Source organism: Sorangium sp. So ce131 (assembly GCF_051519095.1).
Classification (GTDB): Bacteria; Myxococcota_A; Polyangia; order Polyangiales; family Polyangiaceae; genus Sorangium.
Genome location: NZ_CP150455.1, coordinates 2,344,004 through 2,361,952, shown reverse-complemented (window position 1 = coordinate 2,361,952; position 17,949 = coordinate 2,344,004). Strand labels below are relative to the sequence as shown.

At 70.9% G+C, this 17,949-nt stretch carries 24 protein-coding genes; 15 read left to right on the top strand and 9 right to left on the bottom strand.

The genetic code is table 11. The features are described 5' to 3' along the window. The first annotated feature begins 48 nt into the window (after positions 1-48). The 6 genes from WMF43_RS08760 to WMF43_RS08735 all read left to right on the top strand — a co-directional run bounded on the left by WMF43_RS08760 (position 49) and on the right by WMF43_RS08735 (position 3,434). Positions 49-282 (top strand): hypothetical protein, encoded by a 234-nt coding sequence (locus tag WMF43_RS08760; RefSeq protein ID WP_437679023.1) that lies wholly within the window; start codon positions 49-51, stop codon positions 280-282. Continuing rightward, the gene (locus tag WMF43_RS08755; RefSeq protein WP_437679022.1) at positions 258-686 is read left to right on the top strand and encodes an HNH endonuclease; all 429 of its coding nucleotides are present in this window, start codon (positions 258-260) and stop codon (positions 684-686) included. Before WMF43_RS08760 ends, WMF43_RS08755 begins: the two co-directional genes overlap by 25 nt. A gap of 211 nt (positions 687-897) precedes the next feature. Next, complete coding sequence (locus tag WMF43_RS08750) at positions 898-1,149, top strand: addiction module protein (RefSeq protein ID WP_437679021.1); 252 nt, start codon at positions 898-900, stop codon at positions 1,147-1,149. Next, entirely contained in the window at positions 1,136-1,432 is a 297-nt protein-coding gene (locus WMF43_RS08745) for a type II toxin-antitoxin system RelE/ParE family toxin (protein ID WP_437679020.1), read from the top strand. Before WMF43_RS08750 ends, WMF43_RS08745 begins: the two co-directional genes overlap by 14 nt. A 294-nt stretch (positions 1,433-1,726) precedes the next feature. Beyond that, complete coding sequence (locus tag WMF43_RS08740; protein ID WP_437679019.1) at positions 1,727-2,617, top strand: alpha/beta hydrolase; 891 nt, start codon at positions 1,727-1,729, stop codon at positions 2,615-2,617. Positions 2,618-2,753: 136 nt separating this feature from the next. After that, entirely contained in the window at positions 2,754-3,434 is a 681-nt protein-coding gene (locus WMF43_RS08735) for a helix-turn-helix domain-containing protein (RefSeq protein ID WP_437679018.1), read from the top strand. On the opposite strand, the gene WMF43_RS08730 is transcribed toward WMF43_RS08735, so the two are convergent. Both WMF43_RS08730 and WMF43_RS08725 read right to left on the bottom strand, forming a co-directional pair. After that, entirely contained in the window at positions 3,412-3,900 is a 489-nt protein-coding gene (locus tag WMF43_RS08730; protein WP_437679017.1) for a DinB family protein, read from the bottom strand. The genes WMF43_RS08735 and WMF43_RS08730 overlap by 23 nt on opposite strands. A 279-nt stretch (positions 3,901-4,179) precedes the next feature. Beyond that, positions 4,180-4,587, bottom strand: a complete 408-nt coding sequence (locus WMF43_RS08725; protein ID WP_437679016.1) for a cupin domain-containing protein — start codon at positions 4,585-4,587, stop codon at positions 4,180-4,182. Positions 4,588-4,847: 260 nt separating this feature from the next. On the opposite strand from WMF43_RS08725, the gene WMF43_RS08720 reads away from it, so the two are divergent. From WMF43_RS08720 to WMF43_RS08710, 3 genes are all read left to right on the top strand, one after another. Then, a complete protein-coding gene (locus tag WMF43_RS08720; protein WP_437679015.1) occupies positions 4,848-4,976 on the top strand; it encodes a hypothetical protein in 129 nt (42 codons plus the stop codon). 624 nt (positions 4,977-5,600) lie between these two features. Further along, on the top strand, positions 5,601-5,852 hold the full coding sequence (locus WMF43_RS08715) for an addiction module protein (protein ID WP_437679014.1): 252 nt from the start codon (positions 5,601-5,603) through the stop codon (positions 5,850-5,852). Further along, positions 5,824-6,129, top strand: a complete 306-nt coding sequence (locus WMF43_RS08710) for a type II toxin-antitoxin system RelE/ParE family toxin (RefSeq protein WP_437683975.1) — start codon at positions 5,824-5,826, stop codon at positions 6,127-6,129. The genes WMF43_RS08715 and WMF43_RS08710 overlap by 29 nt, the downstream gene beginning before the upstream one ends. Here the strand turns inward: WMF43_RS08710 and WMF43_RS08705 are convergent. Together WMF43_RS08705 and WMF43_RS08700 are read right to left on the bottom strand one after the other, a co-directional pair. Further along, a complete protein-coding gene (locus WMF43_RS08705; RefSeq protein ID WP_437679013.1) occupies positions 6,111-6,266 on the bottom strand; it encodes a hypothetical protein in 156 nt (51 codons plus the stop codon). The genes WMF43_RS08710 and WMF43_RS08705 overlap by 19 nt on opposite strands. Before the next feature lie 135 nt (positions 6,267-6,401). After that, entirely contained in the window at positions 6,402-6,815 is a 414-nt protein-coding gene (locus WMF43_RS08700; protein ID WP_437679012.1) for an LIC_13387 family protein, read from the bottom strand. A 100-nt stretch (positions 6,816-6,915) separates the two neighbouring features. On the opposite strand from WMF43_RS08700, the gene WMF43_RS08695 reads away from it, so the two are divergent. From WMF43_RS08695 to WMF43_RS08680, 4 genes are all read left to right on the top strand, one after another. After that, entirely contained in the window at positions 6,916-7,356 is a 441-nt protein-coding gene (locus WMF43_RS08695; protein ID WP_437679011.1) for a hypothetical protein, read from the top strand. A 215-nt stretch (positions 7,357-7,571) separates the two neighbouring features. Continuing rightward, positions 7,572-7,907 carry a hypothetical protein gene (locus WMF43_RS08690; RefSeq protein WP_433926599.1) on the top strand — a complete coding sequence of 112 codons (336 nt, stop codon included), beginning with the start codon at positions 7,572-7,574 and terminating at the stop codon, positions 7,905-7,907. 13 nt (positions 7,908-7,920) lie between these two features. Next, positions 7,921-8,442 carry a hypothetical protein gene (locus WMF43_RS08685; protein ID WP_437679010.1) on the top strand — a complete coding sequence of 174 codons (522 nt, stop codon included), beginning with the start codon at positions 7,921-7,923 and terminating at the stop codon, positions 8,440-8,442. Between the two features lie 514 nt (positions 8,443-8,956). Then, complete coding sequence (locus tag WMF43_RS08680; RefSeq protein WP_437679009.1) at positions 8,957-9,385, top strand: hypothetical protein; 429 nt, start codon at positions 8,957-8,959, stop codon at positions 9,383-9,385. Between the two features lie 251 nt (positions 9,386-9,636). Here WMF43_RS08680 and WMF43_RS08675 read toward each other — a convergent pair whose 3' ends face one another. Both WMF43_RS08675 and WMF43_RS08670 read right to left on the bottom strand, forming a co-directional pair. Next, positions 9,637-10,170, bottom strand: coding sequence for a hypothetical protein (locus WMF43_RS08675; RefSeq protein ID WP_437679008.1), 534 nt, complete (start codon positions 10,168-10,170; stop codon positions 9,637-9,639). A gap of 333 nt (positions 10,171-10,503) precedes the next feature. Further along, entirely contained in the window at positions 10,504-11,193 is a 690-nt protein-coding gene (locus WMF43_RS08670; RefSeq protein WP_437679007.1) for a hypothetical protein, read from the bottom strand. Between the two features lie 479 nt (positions 11,194-11,672). On the opposite strand from WMF43_RS08670, the gene WMF43_RS08665 reads away from it, so the two are divergent. Further along, positions 11,673-12,131 carry a YciI family protein gene (locus tag WMF43_RS08665; protein WP_437679006.1) on the top strand — a complete coding sequence of 153 codons (459 nt, stop codon included), beginning with the start codon at positions 11,673-11,675 and terminating at the stop codon, positions 12,129-12,131. 126 nt (positions 12,132-12,257) lie between these two features. Here the strand turns inward: WMF43_RS08665 and WMF43_RS08660 are convergent, their stop codons facing one another. Continuing rightward, a complete protein-coding gene (locus WMF43_RS08660) occupies positions 12,258-13,253 on the bottom strand; it encodes a cupin domain-containing protein (RefSeq protein ID WP_437679005.1) in 996 nt (331 codons plus the stop codon). A 169-nt stretch (positions 13,254-13,422) separates the two neighbouring features. Between WMF43_RS08660 and WMF43_RS08655 the strand changes: the two genes are divergently transcribed. Next, a complete protein-coding gene (locus tag WMF43_RS08655; protein WP_437679004.1) occupies positions 13,423-13,872 on the top strand; it encodes a DUF4267 domain-containing protein in 450 nt (149 codons plus the stop codon). Between the two features lie 46 nt (positions 13,873-13,918). Here WMF43_RS08655 and WMF43_RS08650 read toward each other — a convergent pair whose 3' ends face one another. Continuing rightward, the gene (locus WMF43_RS08650) at positions 13,919-15,187 is read right to left on the bottom strand and encodes a tetratricopeptide repeat protein (RefSeq protein ID WP_437679002.1); all 1,269 of its coding nucleotides are present in this window, start codon (positions 15,185-15,187) and stop codon (positions 13,919-13,921) included. A 112-nt stretch (positions 15,188-15,299) separates the two neighbouring features. Continuing rightward, the gene (locus WMF43_RS08645) at positions 15,300-17,675 is read right to left on the bottom strand and encodes an FG-GAP-like repeat-containing protein (RefSeq protein ID WP_437679000.1); all 2,376 of its coding nucleotides are present in this window, start codon (positions 17,673-17,675) and stop codon (positions 15,300-15,302) included. Positions 17,676-17,949 lie beyond the last annotated feature (274 nt).

Sequence of the window (17,949 nt, the reverse complement as noted above, 5' to 3'; positions counted from 1 at the left end):
GGCGGACCTTGAACCGACGGCAGACCGATGACATGCTGACGCGAGGCGTTGAAGACGGAGAACCTCATGGAGAAGCGAACCATCGAGCAGCTCGAAGCGGCGCTCGACGCCGTCAGCAAGGACCTGGCGCCCCGCGTCGAGGAGCTCGCTCAGAAGAGCACAAGCGGCGTCCTCACGCCTGAAGAGCACAGAGAGTATGCGGAGGTCGTCCGTTTGAACGACATGCTCAGCCTCCTCAAGCTTCAGGCAGAGGAGGTATGGACCATGCGCGCGGCCTCGTGAAGCTGCCGAGCGACACGCGGGAGCTGGTCCAACGGCGCGCCCAGGGGGCATGTGAGTACTGCCACCTTCCGCAGGACGCATCCATCTTGCCCCACCAGGTAGACCACATCATCGGAAGGCAACATCGTGGTTCGGATGATGTCGACAACCTGTGTCTATGCTGCATTCGCTGCAACTTGAAGAAGGGGCCGAACATCGCGTCGATCGACCCCGAGAGCAAGCTTGTCGTACAGCTCTATCATCCCAGGCGGCACGCGTGGCGAGAGCACTTCGTCACGGAATCGACTGGAGTCATCAACGGGCTTACAGCGGAGGGGCGCGCGACTGTCCAGCTCCTGGACATGAACGACGAGGATCGAGTTCGCTTGCGCGCGTTCCTGCTGCGCCGAGGCCGGCATCCGTGAGGTCGCGGCGAGGCTCGACACGGTGCGGGTTCAATCAACCGATCGACCGGCTGTGCGGGCCCGGCGTCGCCGGCAGCGGCCCAAGGACCGGGGCCGCCGCGAGCCACGGATCCTCGCCAAGGACCGGCGACCCAGGACCCGCGGCCCCGGACCCGCATCGAGGCGGCTCCCGCTCGTGACCCGGCCGACCTTGCGGTAAGCTCCCTGTACCATGAGCGACGTCGAGGATGTCCTGGTCGCAGCGCTGCGTCTGTCGGCGGAGAACCGAGCGGCCGTGGCGGCCGCGCTGATCCAGAGCCTCGACGAGCCCGAGCAGACGACCGAGGAGGTCGGGACTGCGTGGGCCGAGGAGATCCAGCAACGTCTCGCCGACGTCGACGCCGGGGTCGTCACGCCGGTCCCCTGGCCGGAAGCCCGGCGCCGCATCCTGGCGGCTGCAAACGGCCGTCGTGAAGCTCGTTGAGGTCCTGCCAGCCGCACCTGCGGAAGCCGAGGAGGCTGCGGCGTGGTACGCGGAACGGGATCCACGCGTAGCGGCACGGTTCGCCGACGAGGACGAGATCGAGGCGGCATTGACGCGAATTGCGGAGGCGCCGGACCGCTGGCCCTCTACCCGATACGGGACGCGTCGGGTGCGATTGACACGGTTTCCGTATCTCGTCGTGTACCGAGACGAGCCAACGCGCATTCTTGTCATGGCCATCGCACACGCGAAACAGAGGCCGGGCTACCGGAGCAAGAGGTAATCCTCGCCCGCCTGAAGTAAGATTCCCGGAACTCGGCGCGACCGCCCACCTTGCTGACATCAGGCTCACGTGCGGTATCCCGCAAGCCCGGGCGCGTCGCCGCCAACGCGCTCTGGTACCTGTTCACAGAGCCTCTCCGTCGACCCTACTCAGGGAAGCGCAGCGTCTCGACGGCGATGCCGTCCTCACCCCAAGGTCCGATTCGAGGACTGATCGGCGTCGCGCTCTCGTGAGCGGGGCGCCCGGCTCCCCTCCTCGTCTTCGCGGGCGGGAGGGTCTATCCTGGGCGTCACCGTGCGTCGCTTCATCCGCCGCGCCCTGCTGATCCTGGCCGCCTGCGTCCCTGTCTGGGGGGCCAGCGGCCCGCTGGTGGCGCGCGGTCTCACCCGCCGCGCGGCGCCGCCCTCACCTGAGCCTCCGCCGGCGGGCTGGGAGGCCGTTTCGCTGACGGCCGAGGACGGCTTGCGCCTCGGCGGCTGGTTGCACCGCGGCGACGCGGGACGCGCGTGCGTCCTCGCCCTGCACGGCAACGGATCGAGCCGGACGGGCCTGCGCGACGTGCTCGACGTCCTCGCGGAGGACGGCACCTGCGTCCTCGCGCTGAGCCTGCGCGCGCACGGCGACTCGGACGGGGACGTCAACGAGTTCGGCTGGAGCGCGGCGAACGACGTGCGCGCGGGCGTGAAGTTCCTGGAGCGCGAGCTGCCGGAGCGTCGCCGCCTCGTCTTCGGCACGTCGCTCGGCGCGGCCGCAGCGCTCTACGCTGCGAAGGACGTCGCCGGGCGCGTGGACGGTTACCTGCTCGAGTCGCCCTACCGCGACCTCGAGACGGCCGTGCGCAACCGGCTGGACATGCGGCTGGGACCCCTCGCGCCGGCGGCGTTCGCCGTCCTGTGGCCGTGGGGGTCCGTGGCGCTCCCCATCGACCCGGCACGGCTGCGGCCGGTGGACGCCGCGCGCGACCTGCCGTCTTCTACGCACGTTACGCCCGTGCTCCTGCTCGCGGGCGACGCGGATGCGCACGCCACGCTCGCGGAGGCGCAGGACATCGCGAAGGCGGTGCCCGGCCCCGTCCGCCTGGAGCGCTTCCCCGGCGCGGATCACGGACACCTGCAGCGCAGCGATCCCGCCCGCTACCGCGCCGTCCTGCGCACCTGGATCGGCGAGCAGCGAGGAGGCCCATGACGGACGCAAGCAGGTCGAGGGGATGGGAGCTGATGGATCCGCGAATGCCGACATCCCCCGAGGGAGCCAGCGACCCTTGAGTACGCCGGCGCGATTGACCGGTACGATGTTCGTTTCGGAGACGCGGATACTCTATGTGGGCCCCCTCGTCGCTACGAGGCGCCACGCGCATCACGCGGCCCAGATCGTCATCGCGCCGCAGGGGCTGTACATCGAGGACGGTGCCAGCGGGCGCATTCACGCCGGCACCGCCGTCATTCCCCCGCGCCTGACCCACGGACACGGCGCGTGCGCGCACGCTGCGCTCCTGTTCCTCGACGGGGACGACATGGCGAGCCGAGGGCTCTCTCGTGGCGCCGAGCCCCGGTGCGAGACGTGGGTCCGCGACGCGCTCGACGTGAGCGTCCCCCGCGAGCCCACGCCGGAGATGGCACGTGCTCTCATGGCCTCGATCCTCTCCGCCGTCGACCTGCGTCAGCCGCCGGAGCCGCGACACCCGGCGGCACGTCGGATGTGCGCCTACCTCGATGGCGCCGACGAGGTCGACCTCGCGCGCCTTTCGCACGAGGCGGGGCTCTCGCCGCGGCAGATGCGTCATGCCTTCGCGCGTGACGTCGGGCTCCCGATGCGCGTGTATATGCGGTGGAAGCGCCTGCGCCGCGCCGTCGCCGCGGTGGAGGGGGGAGCGAGCCTGAGCGCCGCCGCCGCCTCCGCCGGGTTCGCGGACAGCGCCCACCTGAGCCGCGTCTTCCGCGAGCAGTTCGGCATGACGCCGACGCAGGGGCTGAGCTCGATCAGGTGGCGGACGCTCGACTGACGAGGAACTCGGGGAATCCGTCCCTTCGGCGCGGCATCCCGCATTGGTACATGATGGCGTCCACGTTTCCGCGATGATGGGTCGTGTGTGTGACCACGTGGAGGATCATCGCGCCGGCGGTCATCGGCACCACCTTCCCGTCGGTGAAGCGCACATCGCGAGGTCGTGCGAGCTCCTCCGGCGGGAGCGACGCCGTGGTATCCACATACCAGCGGTCGATGGCCTCCGATGCGCGATCGAGCTCCTCGAGCGCAGGGAGCACCGCGCTCTGCGTGGACTCGTAACCGTGCGAAACACCCTGGAGGTGGGCCTGAAAGATGCGGCTGACCACGTGGACGTGGTCGAGGACGCGCAAGATCAGGTCTGCGCCCTTCTGCGACGCGAAAGAGTCGACGTCGCGAAGCGCGGCGAAGAGCTGTCGGTTGGCCCACGCGGCGTGAGCGACGAGCGTTTGGAGTGTCTGCATGGTCACGCTCCCTCGGGTCGTTCGCGGTCCCCGCGACGCGGCGTCACGCCGGCCATCGAAGGGCAGGCGGCTTGGTGCTGGGCGACGGCCGCATGACGGCCATCGTGGGGGGTGCGGCGCAGGCGCGCGTGTGGGTCGAAGTGCGTCGGCGCGAGGGTCTCGCCGTCCGACGCTGCCTGGAGATGACGGTTCATACGTCCGAGCGTAGGCAGCGAACGGACGGCACGCTTGAACGCAACGGCGGGCTCGGCCGCAGGAGCTGCGGGAGCCCGCAGCCGGTCATCGCGTGGGCTCAGCGCGCGCGGAGCTGGTGCCCTCGCCGGGCGTGATGAAGATCATCACGCTCGGCGCGCGCACGATCTGCCGGTGCCAGACGCCGCGGGGGACGATGCACGTGCCCTGATCGCGCAGCTCGATCACGCGCTCGCCGCGCTCGTCTTCCAGCACGACGTCAATCGAGCCGGAGAGCAGGATGAGGACCTCGTCGCCGCGGGGGTGGACCTCGCGGTGATCGGGGCTCTCGTCCATGTGAAAGAGGCCCACCATGCGGCCGGCGTGCAGCTCCGAGCGCTCGCCGATTTTCGCCCAGAACTCGGCGTCCACGGGAATCAGCTTCGCGGCGCCGCCGTCGAGGAGCTGCACGTAGGTCTCGGAGAGATGAAAAGCGTGGCTGTCGTGTCGGGTCATGTCATTCGACGTTACCGGGAGATATCGGTTCATACGTCCGAGCGTAGGCATCGAACGGACTGCACGCTTGAACGCAACGGCGGACTCGGCTGCAGCAGCTGCGGGAGCCCGCAGCCGGTCATCGCGCGGGATCAGCACGCGCGGAGCTGGCAGCTGCGGGAGCCCGCAGCCGCTCATCCCGTGCGGTGAGCGTCATGACGGACGCGCGGAGCGCCCAGCCTCAAGACGTGAGCGAGGCCTCGCGCTCCCGGGGCTGACCGATGGCAACCCGCGACGACGATGATGTTGATAAGCTCGCCGAGGCGCTCAAGGCGCGTGAGGCCAACAGCGGGCGGAAGGTCGTACGGCTGCCACCGCGCGAGGTGACGGTCGTTCGCAAAGCCTCGTGACGAGGCGATGCCCGGCGCCCCCTTGGACGCCGCGCCGCACACGCCGAGCCCGCCCCTGGGGCCGCCGCCTCCGCCGCCGTGGCCCGGCGTGCCCCGGCCCCCGTCCCCGGCCCAGCCCGCTTCCAAGCCGGCCTCGCTCATGCGCCCGATGCCCTGGCCGGGTGCGCCGACGGTGCCTCGCACGCCGTAACTCCCGTAGCTCCCGTCCGTGCAGCCCACGTCGGCCACGTCCCTGCGTCCTCGCCGTCCGTAGTTGCCAGGGGTCGGCGTCGGCGGCGTCGTCGACCCGACCGAGCTCGGCCCACCCCTGAAACAGCGCGACACGGCGCCTCGCAGCCCGCACGGCCTCGACGACCCTGCGGCCGGTCTGCGGGTCCACAGGCATGCTGCCGAAGCCGACGTAGGCGGGCGGCTCGCCGGCGGCGAGGAACGCTTCCAGCTCGGGTACGAGCGGCGTCTGGTCGGGAAAGAGCCAGACTCCGTTTTGCGTGGCCTGCAGGCCGGGCGTCGCCGGCAGCGGCCCAAGGACCGGGGCCGCCGCGAGCCACGGATCCTCGCCCAGGCCCCGCATCGACGCGGGTCCCGCTCGTGACCCGGCCGAACTTGCGGTAAGCTCCCTGCACCATGAGCGACGTCGAGGATGTCCTGGTCGCAGCGCTGCGTCTGTCGGCGGAGGACCGAGCGGCCGTGGCGGCCGCGCTGATCCAGAGCCTCGACGAGCCCGAGCAGACGACCGAGGAGGTCGAGGCTGCGTGGGCCGAGGAGATCCAGCAACGTCTCGCCGACGTCGACGCCGGGGTCGTCACGCCGGTCCCCTGGCCGGAAGCCCGGCGCCGCATCCTGGCGGCTGCAAACGGCCGTCGCGAAGCTCGTTGAGGTCCTGCCAGCCGCACTTGCGGAAGCCGAGGAGGCTGCGGCCTGGTACGCGGAACGGGATCCACGCGTAGCGGCACGGTTCGCCGACGAGATCGAGGCGGCATTGACCCGAATTGCGGAGGCGCCGGACCGCTGGCCCTCTTACCGACACGGGACGCGTCGGGTGCGGTTGACACGGTTTCCCTACCTCGTCGTGTACCGAGACGAGCCAACGCGTCTTCTTGTCGTGGCTATCGCACACGCAAAACAGAGGCCGGGCTACTGGAGCAAGAGGTAATCCTCGCCCGAGATCCTCTTGCCCTCGTCGTCCCAGCTGCTGTCGCCCTTGCCCGGCGGCCCCAGCGTGCAGGGGACGTTGGAGGGGGCGCGGCGGACGGGCAGCCGGAGGCGCCCCGCCGAAGGGACCACGTTCACGCCCCAGCCTGCGGGCCGCCGCCTCGCGATGGCGGCGCGGTCCGCCGGAACCTGAACGAGCGATACCGCAACGGTTCGTCCGACGGCCCGCTCGTGGCGACTGCGATGGGCTATGGGCTATCTTCGCCCGCCCCCTCAGCGCACCACGAGCGCCGCGCCGAAGCACGCCGTCGCGACCAGCATGGTCACGATCGGCGGCGGCGGAAACGCCCGGACGGCGAGGACCAGCAGCGCCAGCGACACCGCCGCGTTCAGCGCCACGACAGCAGGGAGCGCGGCGAGGGCGGGCGCGGCGAGCACGCAGACGGCGCCGTGCAGCGCGAGCACCAGGCCCATGGCCACGCTGAACCCCCTGAAGAGGCCGAGCAGGTCGCGCGACAGCCCCATCATGGACATCCGGTGCGCCCGCATCGCGCCGAGGACCGCGGTTCCCGCGGCGGGCGTCGCGCCGCGAGCGAGCATCAGCGCGCTGAGCGCGAGGTGCCCGATCCCGGTGACGACCCACGCCCACGCGCCCACCTGAAACAGCACCTGTGCACGGCTACTCATGACAGCCCTCGTTTCTTTGCCGCCGGTCCCTGGCGGGTGCGCTCCACTTGCTGCCGTTTGGATCTGGAGCACGGCCCTGGAGATTTCAATACGGCACCGGATGATCTCCGGCGCGATTGTCACCGTGGCGGACAGCTCAGCCGAATCCTCCGCGGGCGTCGTCTGGCATCAGCTCACTACGCGCGATCCGGACACCGCCGCCATGAACGATTCGGCCCTCTTCGACTGGTCTTTCACCGAGAAGGTCGATCCGGGCCAGCTCCGCCACCACCAACGCTTCGCGCTCGGCGCCGGCGAGTCGAGCAGCGGGCTGATCTCGGACGTCGAGGGGCGCCCCGGAGTCCATACCCACTGGCTCTTCTTCTCCGTCCCGTCCCTCGACGTCGCAGTCGACCGTGTGCGCAGCCGCGGCGGAATCGTCATCGGGCCCATCGAGCTTCCGAACGGCGTGCGGGTCGCGGCATGGGACGACGAGCAGGGAGCGGCGTTCGGCCGCGTCGAGCCGGAGGACGCAGCGCGACTGGCGAGCCGTGGAGCGTAGGGCGCGGGCTGACTCGCTGCTGCACCCGACGCTGCGCGCAGCCTCGCTCCGCTCGGCAGCGCGCCGCGCGGGTGAGCTGCATCGTTGGGCCGGCGGACCTCGTGCTGAGGAGCCGCATCGGCGCGAGATGGTTCGCACAAGGGACCACAAACGCCGGAGCTCGCGACCGCCCGATGTGCTACCCTGCCCGCACACCTACGAGCGAGGAGGTCGACGTGCACGAGAAGGACGAGGTCGCTGCAAGCCTTATCGCCTGGCATTTCAGGATCGAGCCGGAACTCCGCGCGGTCTACCGGATCATCGCGACGGATGAGAACGCAGCCGGCGAGCCGATCAAGCTCCTTGAGGTGAACGCGGCGAGTGTTGAGACTGGACGCGTGGTGCCCTTCGCGTTCGGGGCCGCAGGAGACATCACCTACCCGAGCGTGGTCGCCGAGGTCACGCCGGCCGAGATGGACGCCATTCGTCAGCGCAAAATCCCGCTGCCTGCAGGGTGGTCGCTCGAGACCGCACGAGAGTTCCTCCGGCCTCGCGATGCCGATGCCGCGTGACGGCGCGACGGCCGTGCCCGACCGGGCGAGCTGGGCGCTTGCCTATATCAAGCAAGGCGGCAGCGATTTCGAAATCTATCGGCTCTTGTCGAGTATTCCAGGTGTCCCGATCTGTCATCTGCTCCACTACCTCCAGATGGCCGGCGAGAAGGTTGCGAAGGCGTACCGATTCCGGGACACGGACACGGACGAGGGTCGGCTCACCACCGAACACGTGGCATTCTCCCGGTTCATGCAGAGTTACCTCGGGTCGCCCGAGATCAAGCAGCGCTACGCAGGAAAAGATGAGCTGCTCCGAGAGACCGTGAAGGTTGCGCGAAAGCTGGCCCGCGAGATCGAGAAACTGGCGCCCGCGGTCGATCGTGATATCTCGCCCGCGAATGCGGAGTACCCTTGGTCCGATGACGGGCGTGTGGTCGTGCCGTGCGAGTTCACGTATCCCAACCTCACGCTGCTGACAGAGTCCGGAGGTAGGACGTTTCTGCGGCTCTTGGAGATGGCCATCGCCGATTTTGAACGAATCCGAATCTACTAACCCACCTGGGCCTGTGGACGCGCCGGCTTCCACCGACGCGGCTCGCTGGGCGAGCTCCAATCCAGCGATTCAGCAAACCGGAGCGTCTCCAGGGCGACGCCGTCCTCGCCCGAGATCATCTTGCCCTGGTCGTCCCAGCGGATGCCGCCCGCGCCCGGCGGCCCCAGCGTGAAGGTGACGCCCTCGGCCGTGAGCCGGTCCTCGTCGAGGTAGGCGATGCCGATCGCGTCGCCGCCGCGCCCCGGGCCGCCGTCACCCCCGGGGCCCCCGTTGCAGGACAGGCCGACCGGTCCTCCTGCACGCCGCCCGGTGCGCCCCGGCCGCCTCGTCGGAGGGCCGTCTCTTCCTGGACGGCCACGACATCCACGGCGCCAGCGAGCCCGGGCACGAGCCGCGGCACGCTGCCCCGTGGACCGCCCTCCCGCACGTGCCCAGGGAAGCACTGTAAGGGGGCAGGAGGTTAGACCGTTCGCCCGGGATGTATACGAGCTTGGGCCGAGGAGCTGGTCGTCTCGTGATCGCGATCGCCGCGCTGCTGGCCGCGTGCGGCGGCGCACACCGTCCGAGTGGGCCCCCGCGGGGCGCGGTGCAGCCGGCCGCTGCCGCCGTGACGCCGCCTGCGGCATCGACGGCGACCGTCGCCGACTGGCCGACGGGGTCGCCCCTGCCGCCCGGCCCGGCGACCTGCGCTGCAGCGTCGGACTGCGTGGTCGTGTTCGCGGTCGACCGCTGCTGCGCTTGCGGCACGATCTCGTCGAGGGCGGTCGCGGCGAGCGCGTCCAACCTGATGGTCGACGACGGCAGCCAAGGCTTCCTCCGTGAGCTCAACGCCCGTCTCCCCCCCGCGTGCCAGCACGTCCAGTGCCTCCCGTGCCTGCCACCGCCGCCGCAGCTCGCGTGCGTGGCCGGCACGTGCCAGGCCGCGCCGCAGCCAGGCCCCTGATGGGAATTAGATAACCGGCGCCGCGCGGCCGGTCACGATGCCCTTGGCTGGGCGGTTGCGCCTCGTCCGCCTCGCTGGGGCTCGCCGCCGTCGCCGCCCGGGCGGGATGGTCACGATGGCGTTGGTCGGGTGGTTACCGTATCCGGCGAGCGGCGTGAGCAGCAGCAGGCGGGGCTTGCGGCGGATGAGCGCCGTCCCCGCCAGCCCCTGGCGCACGGGCGGTGGATCGCTCGTCATGGATGCAGGACGCATCAGTACAGGACACCCCGCGCATCGCGCGCCTGGATGCTCCAGGTGCCCTCGACGATCTTCACGAGGTTGCCGAGCTTGCGCACATCCGCCCGGACCATCCTCTTGAACCCCTCGTCGTCGCGCGAGCCCTCGAAGTCCTTGAAGGCGTAGAGCTTGTGTCCTTCGATGTGGAACGAGCACGGCCCGAAGCAGGCGGTCCCTTCCGGGTAGATCATGAGGCGCCTCCGCGGGGGACGGGACTCCTCCCGGAGCGCGACGGCGCAGTGAAGCGAGGGATCAGTCGGCTGCGACGGCGCCGGCTCCCCCATCGACGTCGGGTTCGCCGGCAGCCGCTGGCAGCCGAGCCGGACGAACCGTTCCAGCAGCTCCTCGAGCGCGACGGGCTCGATGGCAACTTCGCCCTCGTACCTGTACCGCTCCGGCAGGGCGTCGAGCCCGCTCACCGGCGCTGCGCCCTGCCCTCCACAGCCCACGGCACCGCATCCGGTGAGCAGCGCCGCCGTGACCACGAATCGCGTCCATCGTGCGAGCATTTCTCGATCTCCCCTGCGAACATCGCGCGAGCTCCGAGATCGAACGCGGGTGCCCCCGGTCCACCTTACACCTGGGCACGCGTGACGGCCGCGCCCCGGGGCGCGCGCGACGGCGCGCGGACCGGTCCGCAGGGCGGCTTGCCCGGGCCGCCGTCGGACGTCTCGATCTCGGTGTCGCGCAGGGTCACCCTGACGTGCAGCGCGACGATGCCGAGCGTGCGCCGGGGGTCCGGTCGCCGCGGACCCTGAAGGCGGCGTGGCCGCGGCGCCTCTTGCCGGTGGGGCGGAGGGTCGCCGGCGCGGCCTGAGGACCGCGAGGCCGTCGACCCTCTATCAGAGGCAGGCGTCCGTGGTGATCTGCACGTCGTCGATATTCCAGCCGGACGAGTACCCGCCGCCGAAGTGAACGAAGACCCGCCAGCCGAACCGGATCTGCAGGTTCGGATTCCGGTAAGGCGTGAGGTCGTACGTGACGTTCGTCCAGCTGGAATCGAGGACGCGGCTCCCGGCGCCCGGCGTTGACTGGTAGATCACCACCCAGCTGGTCCCGTCGAAGACCTCGATCTCGACAGGGTTGCGGCTGAGCGTGTTCAGCCATCGCCAGAACGACAGGGTGACCGCTCCGTCGACGTCGGTGTTGAGGGTCGGGCTGGTCAGATAATAATAGGGGAACGTGGAGGCCGCGATGGGCGGGCAGCCGCCGAGGTACACGCCCGCAACGCCGTTGTCGTCGGTGGGCGTGTGATCGGACGCGGGGTCGGAGGGGGTGCTCGGGTGCTGGCAGGTCGACACCTTGGTCGGGCCGATCTCCCATCCCGTGCCGAGAGTCCAGCCCGCCTCGTTGTTCGAGAAATCCTCGTCGAGGAGGAGGGTCGTGCCACACACGTCGGCGCTCGTGCCGAGCTCGGCGAGCTCCCCGTGGCTCTCCTTCTCGTAGATCCCGGGCTCCCACGCCGGTTCCGCCGCGCAACCCGACGCGCAGAGGCCGAAGCATATCGATAGCGGTCCGAGCCAGCGTTTCATGAGCATTCCTCCCGTACGGTAAACAATCTGGCGCAGGGCCGCACCAGGCAGCCAGCGCCGATCACGGCTGTCGAATCCTACGCGGATCGGAACCCGAGGGACAGCCGACGATGGCCCCCCGGTCTCGCTCGACGAGGAGCCCATCGTGCGCTCCCAGGAGACAGGAGCGCGCAGGAGGCGGAGCTCGTCCTCGTTGCGCGCTCGGCGACATTCACCTACATCCTGGCACGGGCAGAGATCCTCCAGCCGGGGCGCCCCGGTCTCACGGCGGTGGCGCGTGGACCGCCGCGTCGCGGTCGCTGCGGCGGACCTGGCGCTGCACGGCATGAAATCTTTTGATTCCCGATACTTGGCGGCGAGGAAAAAAGATCGCCCGGCGTGTCGATCGCGTGTCCCCTCGTTCGTCGTGACGGTAGGGCAAGGGCCCAGCCGGTCGGGACCGGCCGGGCGCCCGCACGACGAGAGAAGGGGACACGACGATGCGCTTCATCATCACCGCAGCACCGGGGACCAGCGAGACAGCAGCGCCGGGGGTCAACGACGCGAACGCCGAGGCGGAGGGGGCACCGGGCGAGGAGCTCTTCGCCGCCTACATGAAATACAACGAGGAGCTGATGAAGGCCGGCGTGCTGATCGCGTCCGAGGGCCTCAACCCCGGTGGGGCCCGCGCGCGCGTCGGGATCTCCGGGGGCAAGCGCGTCGTGCTCGATGGGCCCTTCGTCGAGACGAAGGAGCTGGTCGGCGGCTTCTACCTGATCGAGGTGAGCTCGAAGGAAGAGGCGATCGCGTGGGCGCTGCGATGCCCCGTCGGGCTCGGCGCCGCCGAGGTGCTCACGATCCAGCAGATGACGGATGCCTCCGACATCCCGCCGCGGTTCAGGGAGATCATCGCGGACGTCGCGCCTACGTGGAACGCGTCTTTCTCGAGGACGCGGTAGGCCGAGCCGACCTACGTCACGCTCCCTGCGGCCAGGAGGCTCGACGCTGGCGCCGGGGGCCCGCGACGCCGTGCAGTGAGGGAGCAGGAGAGCCGCGGGAGCACGCGTCGAGCGTGCTCCCGCCCTTCACTCGATGAGGGAGGCCGCAGCCGGCGTGGCGTCGCCGGCCTCACGCCGGTCATGCGCGGCGCCCTGCTTGCGGAACGCGCCGGGCGGCACCCCGTGCTCGCGGTGGAAGGCGCGGTTGAAGGCGGACACCGAGGTGTAGCCCACCGCCTCGGCGATCTCGGTGAGCGGTCGATCGGTCTCGCGCACCAGCCTCGCGGCCTCGTGCATGCGTGCCTGGGTCAGGTACACGAGCGGGGAGAGACCCACCTCGGCCACGAAGCGGCGCGCCAGCGTGGGCCGCGAGGTCCCGACCTTCGCCGCCAGCGTCGCGACGTCCCAGGGCGCGGCGAGGTCCTCGTGGAGGCGCGAGAGCGCAGCGGCGACGAGCGAGTCGCGCAGCGCGCCCAGCCAGCCGGCGCCGCCGGCGGGCTGATCGTCGACCCAGGCGCGGAGGAGCTGCACGAAGAGCACGTCGAGGAGCCGCGACACCACCAGGGATCGGCCGAGATCCGCGCGATCGTGCTCGCGCGTCAGGCCGGCGATGGTCTCGGCGAGCTCGGGCCTTCCGCGCGTCTTCTTCGCCGGGATGTGGACCAGCTCGGGCAGCACGCGCAGCGCCGGGTGGCGTGCGCCGGGGACGTCGAACGTGTACACCCCGCAGAGCACCTGCGTCTCCGCGCCCTGGCCGTCGCCGAGGCGCATGTGGTGGTCGACGGTCCCGCGCGCCGCGAGCCACGCCGCGAGCGGTATCCGCCGGCTCCGCGCGTGATCGGCGAGCGCGTGCGCGCTGCCGCGCGGCAGGAGCACCACGTCGCCCGGCCCGAGCGCGACCCGCTGCTCGCCGAGGAAGAGCCAGCACGTGCCGGCCGTGACCAGGTGGAAGCCCGCGTCCGCGGACGCGTCGACGCAGAGCCCCCACGGCGCCCGCGCCGACGTGTGGCAGTAGACCCGGCCGCGCAGGTGCGTCAGCTCCAGCACCCTTCCCAGCACATCGTGCGCCGCGCCCTCGTTCATGGCAGCGCCACGGTAGCAGCCTTCTCCCGAACGATCGCGCCGTGAGCGCTTCAGACAAAACATCGAGAGCCGGAGCGATGGCGCGCGGCGGCGACGATCGCCAACTTCTCTCGCATCGAACGGCTCGCGCACCGCAAGGGTGGTGGTGCCGTATCGGAGGAGGCGGATCGTGAAGCGTGAACCTTTGGAGCAATCGTCGTCCTGGAAGCCCACCTCGCCGTCGTTCATCCTCGGCGCGCTGGGCGCAGCGTTCATGCTGTACCTCGCGGTGCAGGGCTTCGCCCAGCCGGTGGCGGCGGCTCAGGGCTTCGGCCTCCCGCTCCTCGACGTCGGAGACGCCGTCTTTCTCCACATCAAGGCGGGCCGCGATCTCGGGATCGGCCTCATGTTCGTGGGTCTGCTCGCGCTGCGGATGCGCACGGCGCTCGGCGTCGTCACCCTCGCCTCCAGCGTGATGCCGCTCGTCGACTGCCTGGTGACGAGCACGAGCGGTCGTTGCAGCATCCCCTACGCGCTGATGGTCCACGGCTCCGCGGTCGTCTACTGCGTGGTCGCCGCCGTGGTCATGCTGCGGACGCCGCGCCCCGTGCTGGCGCCGCGCGCGGCGCTGGAGCGTTGAGCGGCGCGGCGGGCCGCGGTGGGCGCGCGCGGCGAGCGGAGGCTCATCACTCCGACGCGAAAGTCTCGAAGCCTTCGAGCGGCGCGGTCGTCGTGCAGGTCCCCGCCGCGACCTCCACCGTGCGCCCGGCGAGCTTCACCCTGGCCGCGTCCCGGCCCCCCGCGCGGCTCAGCCGCACGAGCTCCCGGCCCGTCTTCGCGTCGTAGAGGAGATCCTCGGTCTCGAGCCGCCCGGGGTCACACGCGTCGGCCGCCGCTTCGTCCGCGCTCTTCCAGGCGCGGAGCTCCGCCTCGACCGTCACGTGCACCACGTCGGGCTCGAACCGCACCTCGAGCCGCTCCTCGGGGATACACACGATCTGGTTCATCGTCGTGAGGGCCGTCGTCCGCAACACCATGCCCGCATGGAAAATGAGCAGCGAGCCGTCCGGCCGCGACAGGACGTGATCCTCGATCTCGCCCTGGATGCTGTTCACGTACCGCGTCAGCAGCCACGGCGAAGGGCCCGTGCAGCGATCCGCGCCGTAGCGCTCGCAGAGCGAGCGCTGCGCCTCGGCCTCCGTCGCGGGCTCCTTCTCCTCCACCTTCGGGTCGTTGCCCCGGTAGAGCTGCTCGTAGGCGTCGAGCCAGCCCCGCGCGACGACGAGCCTCGGCGCGAGGAAGTCGTCTCGGGACGGGGCCTCGCGGCGCTCGACGAGCACGCCGCACGGCATGCCGGGGCCCGCCTTGGCCCTGGCCGCGGCCGTGGGCGACAGGAGGAACGACCGGGCAAAGGCGGCGCGGGCCAGCTCGGCCTGGCCGCGCAGCTCGTCGACCAGGCCGAGGTTGTACCAGATCTGGGCGGCGAGCTTGTCGTCGGGCCCGAGCTGCTCGGCGCGCTGCAGGTCGGCGGCGGCCGCGTCGAGGTCCGCGCCGAGGCGCATCCGGGCGTGGCCGCGCTCCGCGAGGGCGCGCGGCTCGTGCGGCATCGCGGCGAGCGCGCGGTCGAAGGCGGCGATCGCCTCGGCGTACCGGCCCTTTCGCGCGGCGGCGCGGCCCTGGCCGAGCGCGCCGAGGTACGCCTCGCGATCCACCGGCGCCGCCTCGACGCGAGGTGACCCGGGCAGCGCGGCGGCCGAGCCGCTGGGCGCGGGGGCGAGCGCCGCGGCGCCGCCCGAGGCGATCGGGGCGACGGCCGCGTCGCTCGACGCAGCGGCCGGAGCCGCGGCGCCGGCGAGCGCCTCGGGCGCCGGCTGGAGCGCGGCCGAGGGATCCGGCGCGCAGTCGCGGCACCCGGACGCGGCGAGGAGCAGAACGAGCGGCAGTGAACGACACACACCCATCGGTCGCCCAGGATAACCGGAGACCACACGCCAGGGCAGCTCGGTCAGTACTGGACCGTGATGCTGGCCGTGTATCCCTGCGCGGCGAAGCTGTTCACGGTGAGGGTCAGGCCCCCAGGGACCGTGTAGGTCGTGCCGGGCAGGCGCTCGGTGCCGCCGGCCGTGATGAGGTAAGGCAGCCGTTCACGACCCGATGGAGGAGCACGGTGTCGCGCGGGATGCCCTGATCCCAGCCGCTCCGCATCCGGTACTCGATGACGTAATGATCGTTGTTGTTGGCGCCCACGCGCACCATGAGCGGCCCGTCGGCCTCCGGCCGGGTGAGCGCGGCGAGCTTGAGCGTCGCCGTCTGCCGCGCGCTGCCGGGGTTGAGCTGCAGCGTGCGGTGCGCCGGGAGGAAGCTCTTCTGAGCCCGGAGCGGCGCGTTCATCTCCGGTCCGGCCTGGAAGCCCGCGAGGTTGTTGAACGTGTACACGTTCATCGCGCTCATGATGTCCCAGTGATCCCAGTACTCGCCGGGCCCGGACCACGAGGCGGCGCGCCGGGTCGTGTCGTCGAACGAGTGGCCCCAGCCGAAGCCGTGGGCCATCTCGTGAGCAGCGAACGTGACGTTCCACGCGCCGGGATCCAGGAGGACGCGATTGCCGGCGGCGCCCGAGTCGACCGCGCCGTTGATGAGCGCGACGACGCTCACGTACCCGGAGGTCGAGCCGCCGTAGGCGTCGACGCAGCGCTGGATGCGGTCCCAGCGGCTCAGCGACCGGGACTGGTCCAGGGTGACGGACATCGTGTACCAGGAGCTCGGGATCTGGGTGCCTGTCAGGTCCCACGAGCCATACGACTGGTCGCGGAAGTAGTTCACCGTGCCGAACGCGCTGTCGCCCGTGAACAGGTTGCGGAAGAACGGGTGCGCCTGCGGCTCCGTCGCGATGTCGCGGAACTTGCACTTCAGGACGAGCCACGGCTTGGCGGTGAACGGCGCCCAGCCGGCGTGGTTGCCGGGCGCGTACTGCGTGTAGACCCACCAGTACGTAAGGCCGCTGCCGTCCCAGCGCGCATCGCTGCGGATCACACCGTTCCAGCTCGGCTGATAGACGATGGCGTCCTCGCGGTAATGGCCGCCGGGCTCGGCGAGATCGCCGCGAAGGGAGCCGAAGAACAGCTGCGAGCCGCCGGCGGTGTCGATCTGCCCGAGGGCCACCCCGGGGAGCGCTGGCAGGTCGCCCGCCTGGTACTCCATCCGGAAGAACCGGGTCGCCCCCGTCACGCGGTTTCGCAGCACGACGTCGTCGGCGGCGTTGTCGTCGATGCGCGCAGCCTGGACCTGATCGTCGGCGGACACGAGGCCGGACCGGGTGGTGAACGCCCACCAGAAGGTGTGGTTCGTGCCGTCGAACACCGACGCGTAATAGAGGACCTGGCCCCATCCGTTCACGGCCATGATGTCATCTCGGCCATCGCCGTTGAAGTCGCCGGCGCGCAAGGTCACGCCCGATGTCGCGATCCCCGACAGGTTGCCCTGATGGAAGAGCGGCGTGGACGCGAAGAAGTGGTCGCCCTTGACCGAGTACATCCGGTACGCGCCGCCGCTCCTGTTATAGACCAGGATGTCGTCGCGGCGGTCCCCGTCGAAGTCGCCCACGATGGCGTCTTCATTGCTGCCGACGAAGCTCCCCTGCGTGAACCACCACCAGAGCTCGCGGCGATCGGTGCTGATGCCGTAGCACTCGAGCGAGCCGTCATCGAGGATCAAGCAGGTCTGATCGTAACGATCGCCGTGAAAGTCGCCCGTCAGCACGCGCGTGATCGGGCGGCGGGTATACAGGTGAAGGACGCCGGTCTTCTCGAAATCGGTCTTGCTCACGAAGAGCTTGTTGCTGGTAAACTGGAGGAAGTCGCTCACCCCGTCAGCGTCGATGTCCGCCAAGAGGGTGTTGTTCGGCAGCATGTTTTGCGTGTTGCTGCCGCGCCCCTTCCTGCCCGAGCTGGCGATGGCGGAGCGGCCGTCCGCCTCGGCGGCTCCGGGCACGATCTTGGCCGCGCATGGCGCCTCCCCGCACGCCGGCGCAGCGCCGCGGCCAAGCTCCTCGCCGTCAACCGGAGCGGCCGGCGAGCGCGTGAGCGGCGGGTGCTCGAGCTCGTCGAGGTGCGCCGCGGGCGCATCGAGAGCGGGTGAGTCGGAATCGGCAGATGCGCTGTCGGTCGAGGGCTCGCCGGCGCGCGCCCCGCCCTCGCCAGCAGAGCCTCCCCCGACGTCACCCTCTGGCTCCTCGGTGCTCGGCGGCGCGACGCAGGCGGCCTGGCCGAGCACCAGCACGGAGGCGCCGGCCAGGAGCGCGCGGGTGAGGATCCCCGGCGCGCGCCGCGAGGTTCTCCGCGCGCGGCCCGGCGCGCGCGCCGACGCGCTCGCCGGGGTCGGCGACGCGGGGTGAAGCGACGAGGAGGCAGAGGGAAGATCGTTTCGAAGGGTATTCTCGTTCATGGTCATTCTCCGTCGACCGCGCTCCACGAGCGCTCGAGGCCCCGCCGCGCGGCCGAGCCAGCCACTGCATCTCGGGATCTGCGCGCCGCACCTCACCGCGACAGCGCCGACCTCTGCCGGCCCTCATTGCAGTGCGCGTACCAGGGCGCACCTCGCCACGGCACCTGCGGAAGCCGCGCCGCGCCGGGGCTCGCCGTGGCGCGCGCTGCGACAGGTGAGGGGCGGCGCGCGGCAGCCGTCGTCTCCGGCGCGTCGGAGTGCGACACGCCGGGGG

What these genes read in the sequence shown, in the direction of transcription:
- WMF43_RS08695 (WP_437679011.1), top strand. Translation starts at nt 6,916, where the DNA reads ATGATCTCCGGCGCGATTGTCACCGTGGCGGACAGCTCAGCCGAATCC.
- WMF43_RS08750 (WP_437679021.1), top strand. Translation starts at nt 898, where the DNA reads ATGAGCGACGTCGAGGATGTCCTGGTCGCAGCGCTGCGTCTGTCGGCG.
- WMF43_RS08700 (WP_437679012.1), bottom strand. Translation starts at nt 6,815, where the DNA reads ATGAGTAGCCGTGCACAGGTGCTGTTTCAGGTGGGCGCGTGGGCGTGG.
- WMF43_RS08725 (WP_437679016.1), bottom strand. Translation starts at nt 4,587, where the DNA reads ATGACCCGACACGACAGCCACGCTTTTCATCTCTCCGAGACCTACGTG.
- WMF43_RS08730 (WP_437679017.1), bottom strand. Translation starts at nt 3,900, where the DNA reads ATGCAGACACTCCAAACGCTCGTCGCTCACGCCGCGTGGGCCAACCGA.
- WMF43_RS08720 (WP_437679015.1), top strand. Translation starts at nt 4,848, where the DNA reads ATGGCAACCCGCGACGACGATGATGTTGATAAGCTCGCCGAGGCGCTC.
- WMF43_RS08755 (WP_437679022.1), top strand. Translation starts at nt 258, where the DNA reads ATGGACCATGCGCGCGGCCTCGTGAAGCTGCCGAGCGACACGCGGGAG.
- WMF43_RS08645 (WP_437679000.1), bottom strand. Translation starts at nt 17,675, where the DNA reads ATGAACGAGAATACCCTTCGAAACGATCTTCCCTCTGCCTCCTCGTCG.
- WMF43_RS08660 (WP_437679005.1), bottom strand. Translation starts at nt 13,253, where the DNA reads ATGAACGAGGGCGCGGCGCACGATGTGCTGGGAAGGGTGCTGGAGCTG.
- WMF43_RS08670 (WP_437679007.1), bottom strand. Translation starts at nt 11,193, where the DNA reads ATGAAACGCTGGCTCGGACCGCTATCGATATGCTTCGGCCTCTGCGCG.
- WMF43_RS08715 (WP_437679014.1), top strand. Translation starts at nt 5,601, where the DNA reads ATGAGCGACGTCGAGGATGTCCTGGTCGCAGCGCTGCGTCTGTCGGCG.
- WMF43_RS08675 (WP_437679008.1), bottom strand. Translation starts at nt 10,170, where the DNA reads ATGCTCGCACGATGGACGCGATTCGTGGTCACGGCGGCGCTGCTCACC.
- WMF43_RS08665 (WP_437679006.1), top strand. Translation starts at nt 11,673, where the DNA reads ATGCGCTTCATCATCACCGCAGCACCGGGGACCAGCGAGACAGCAGCG.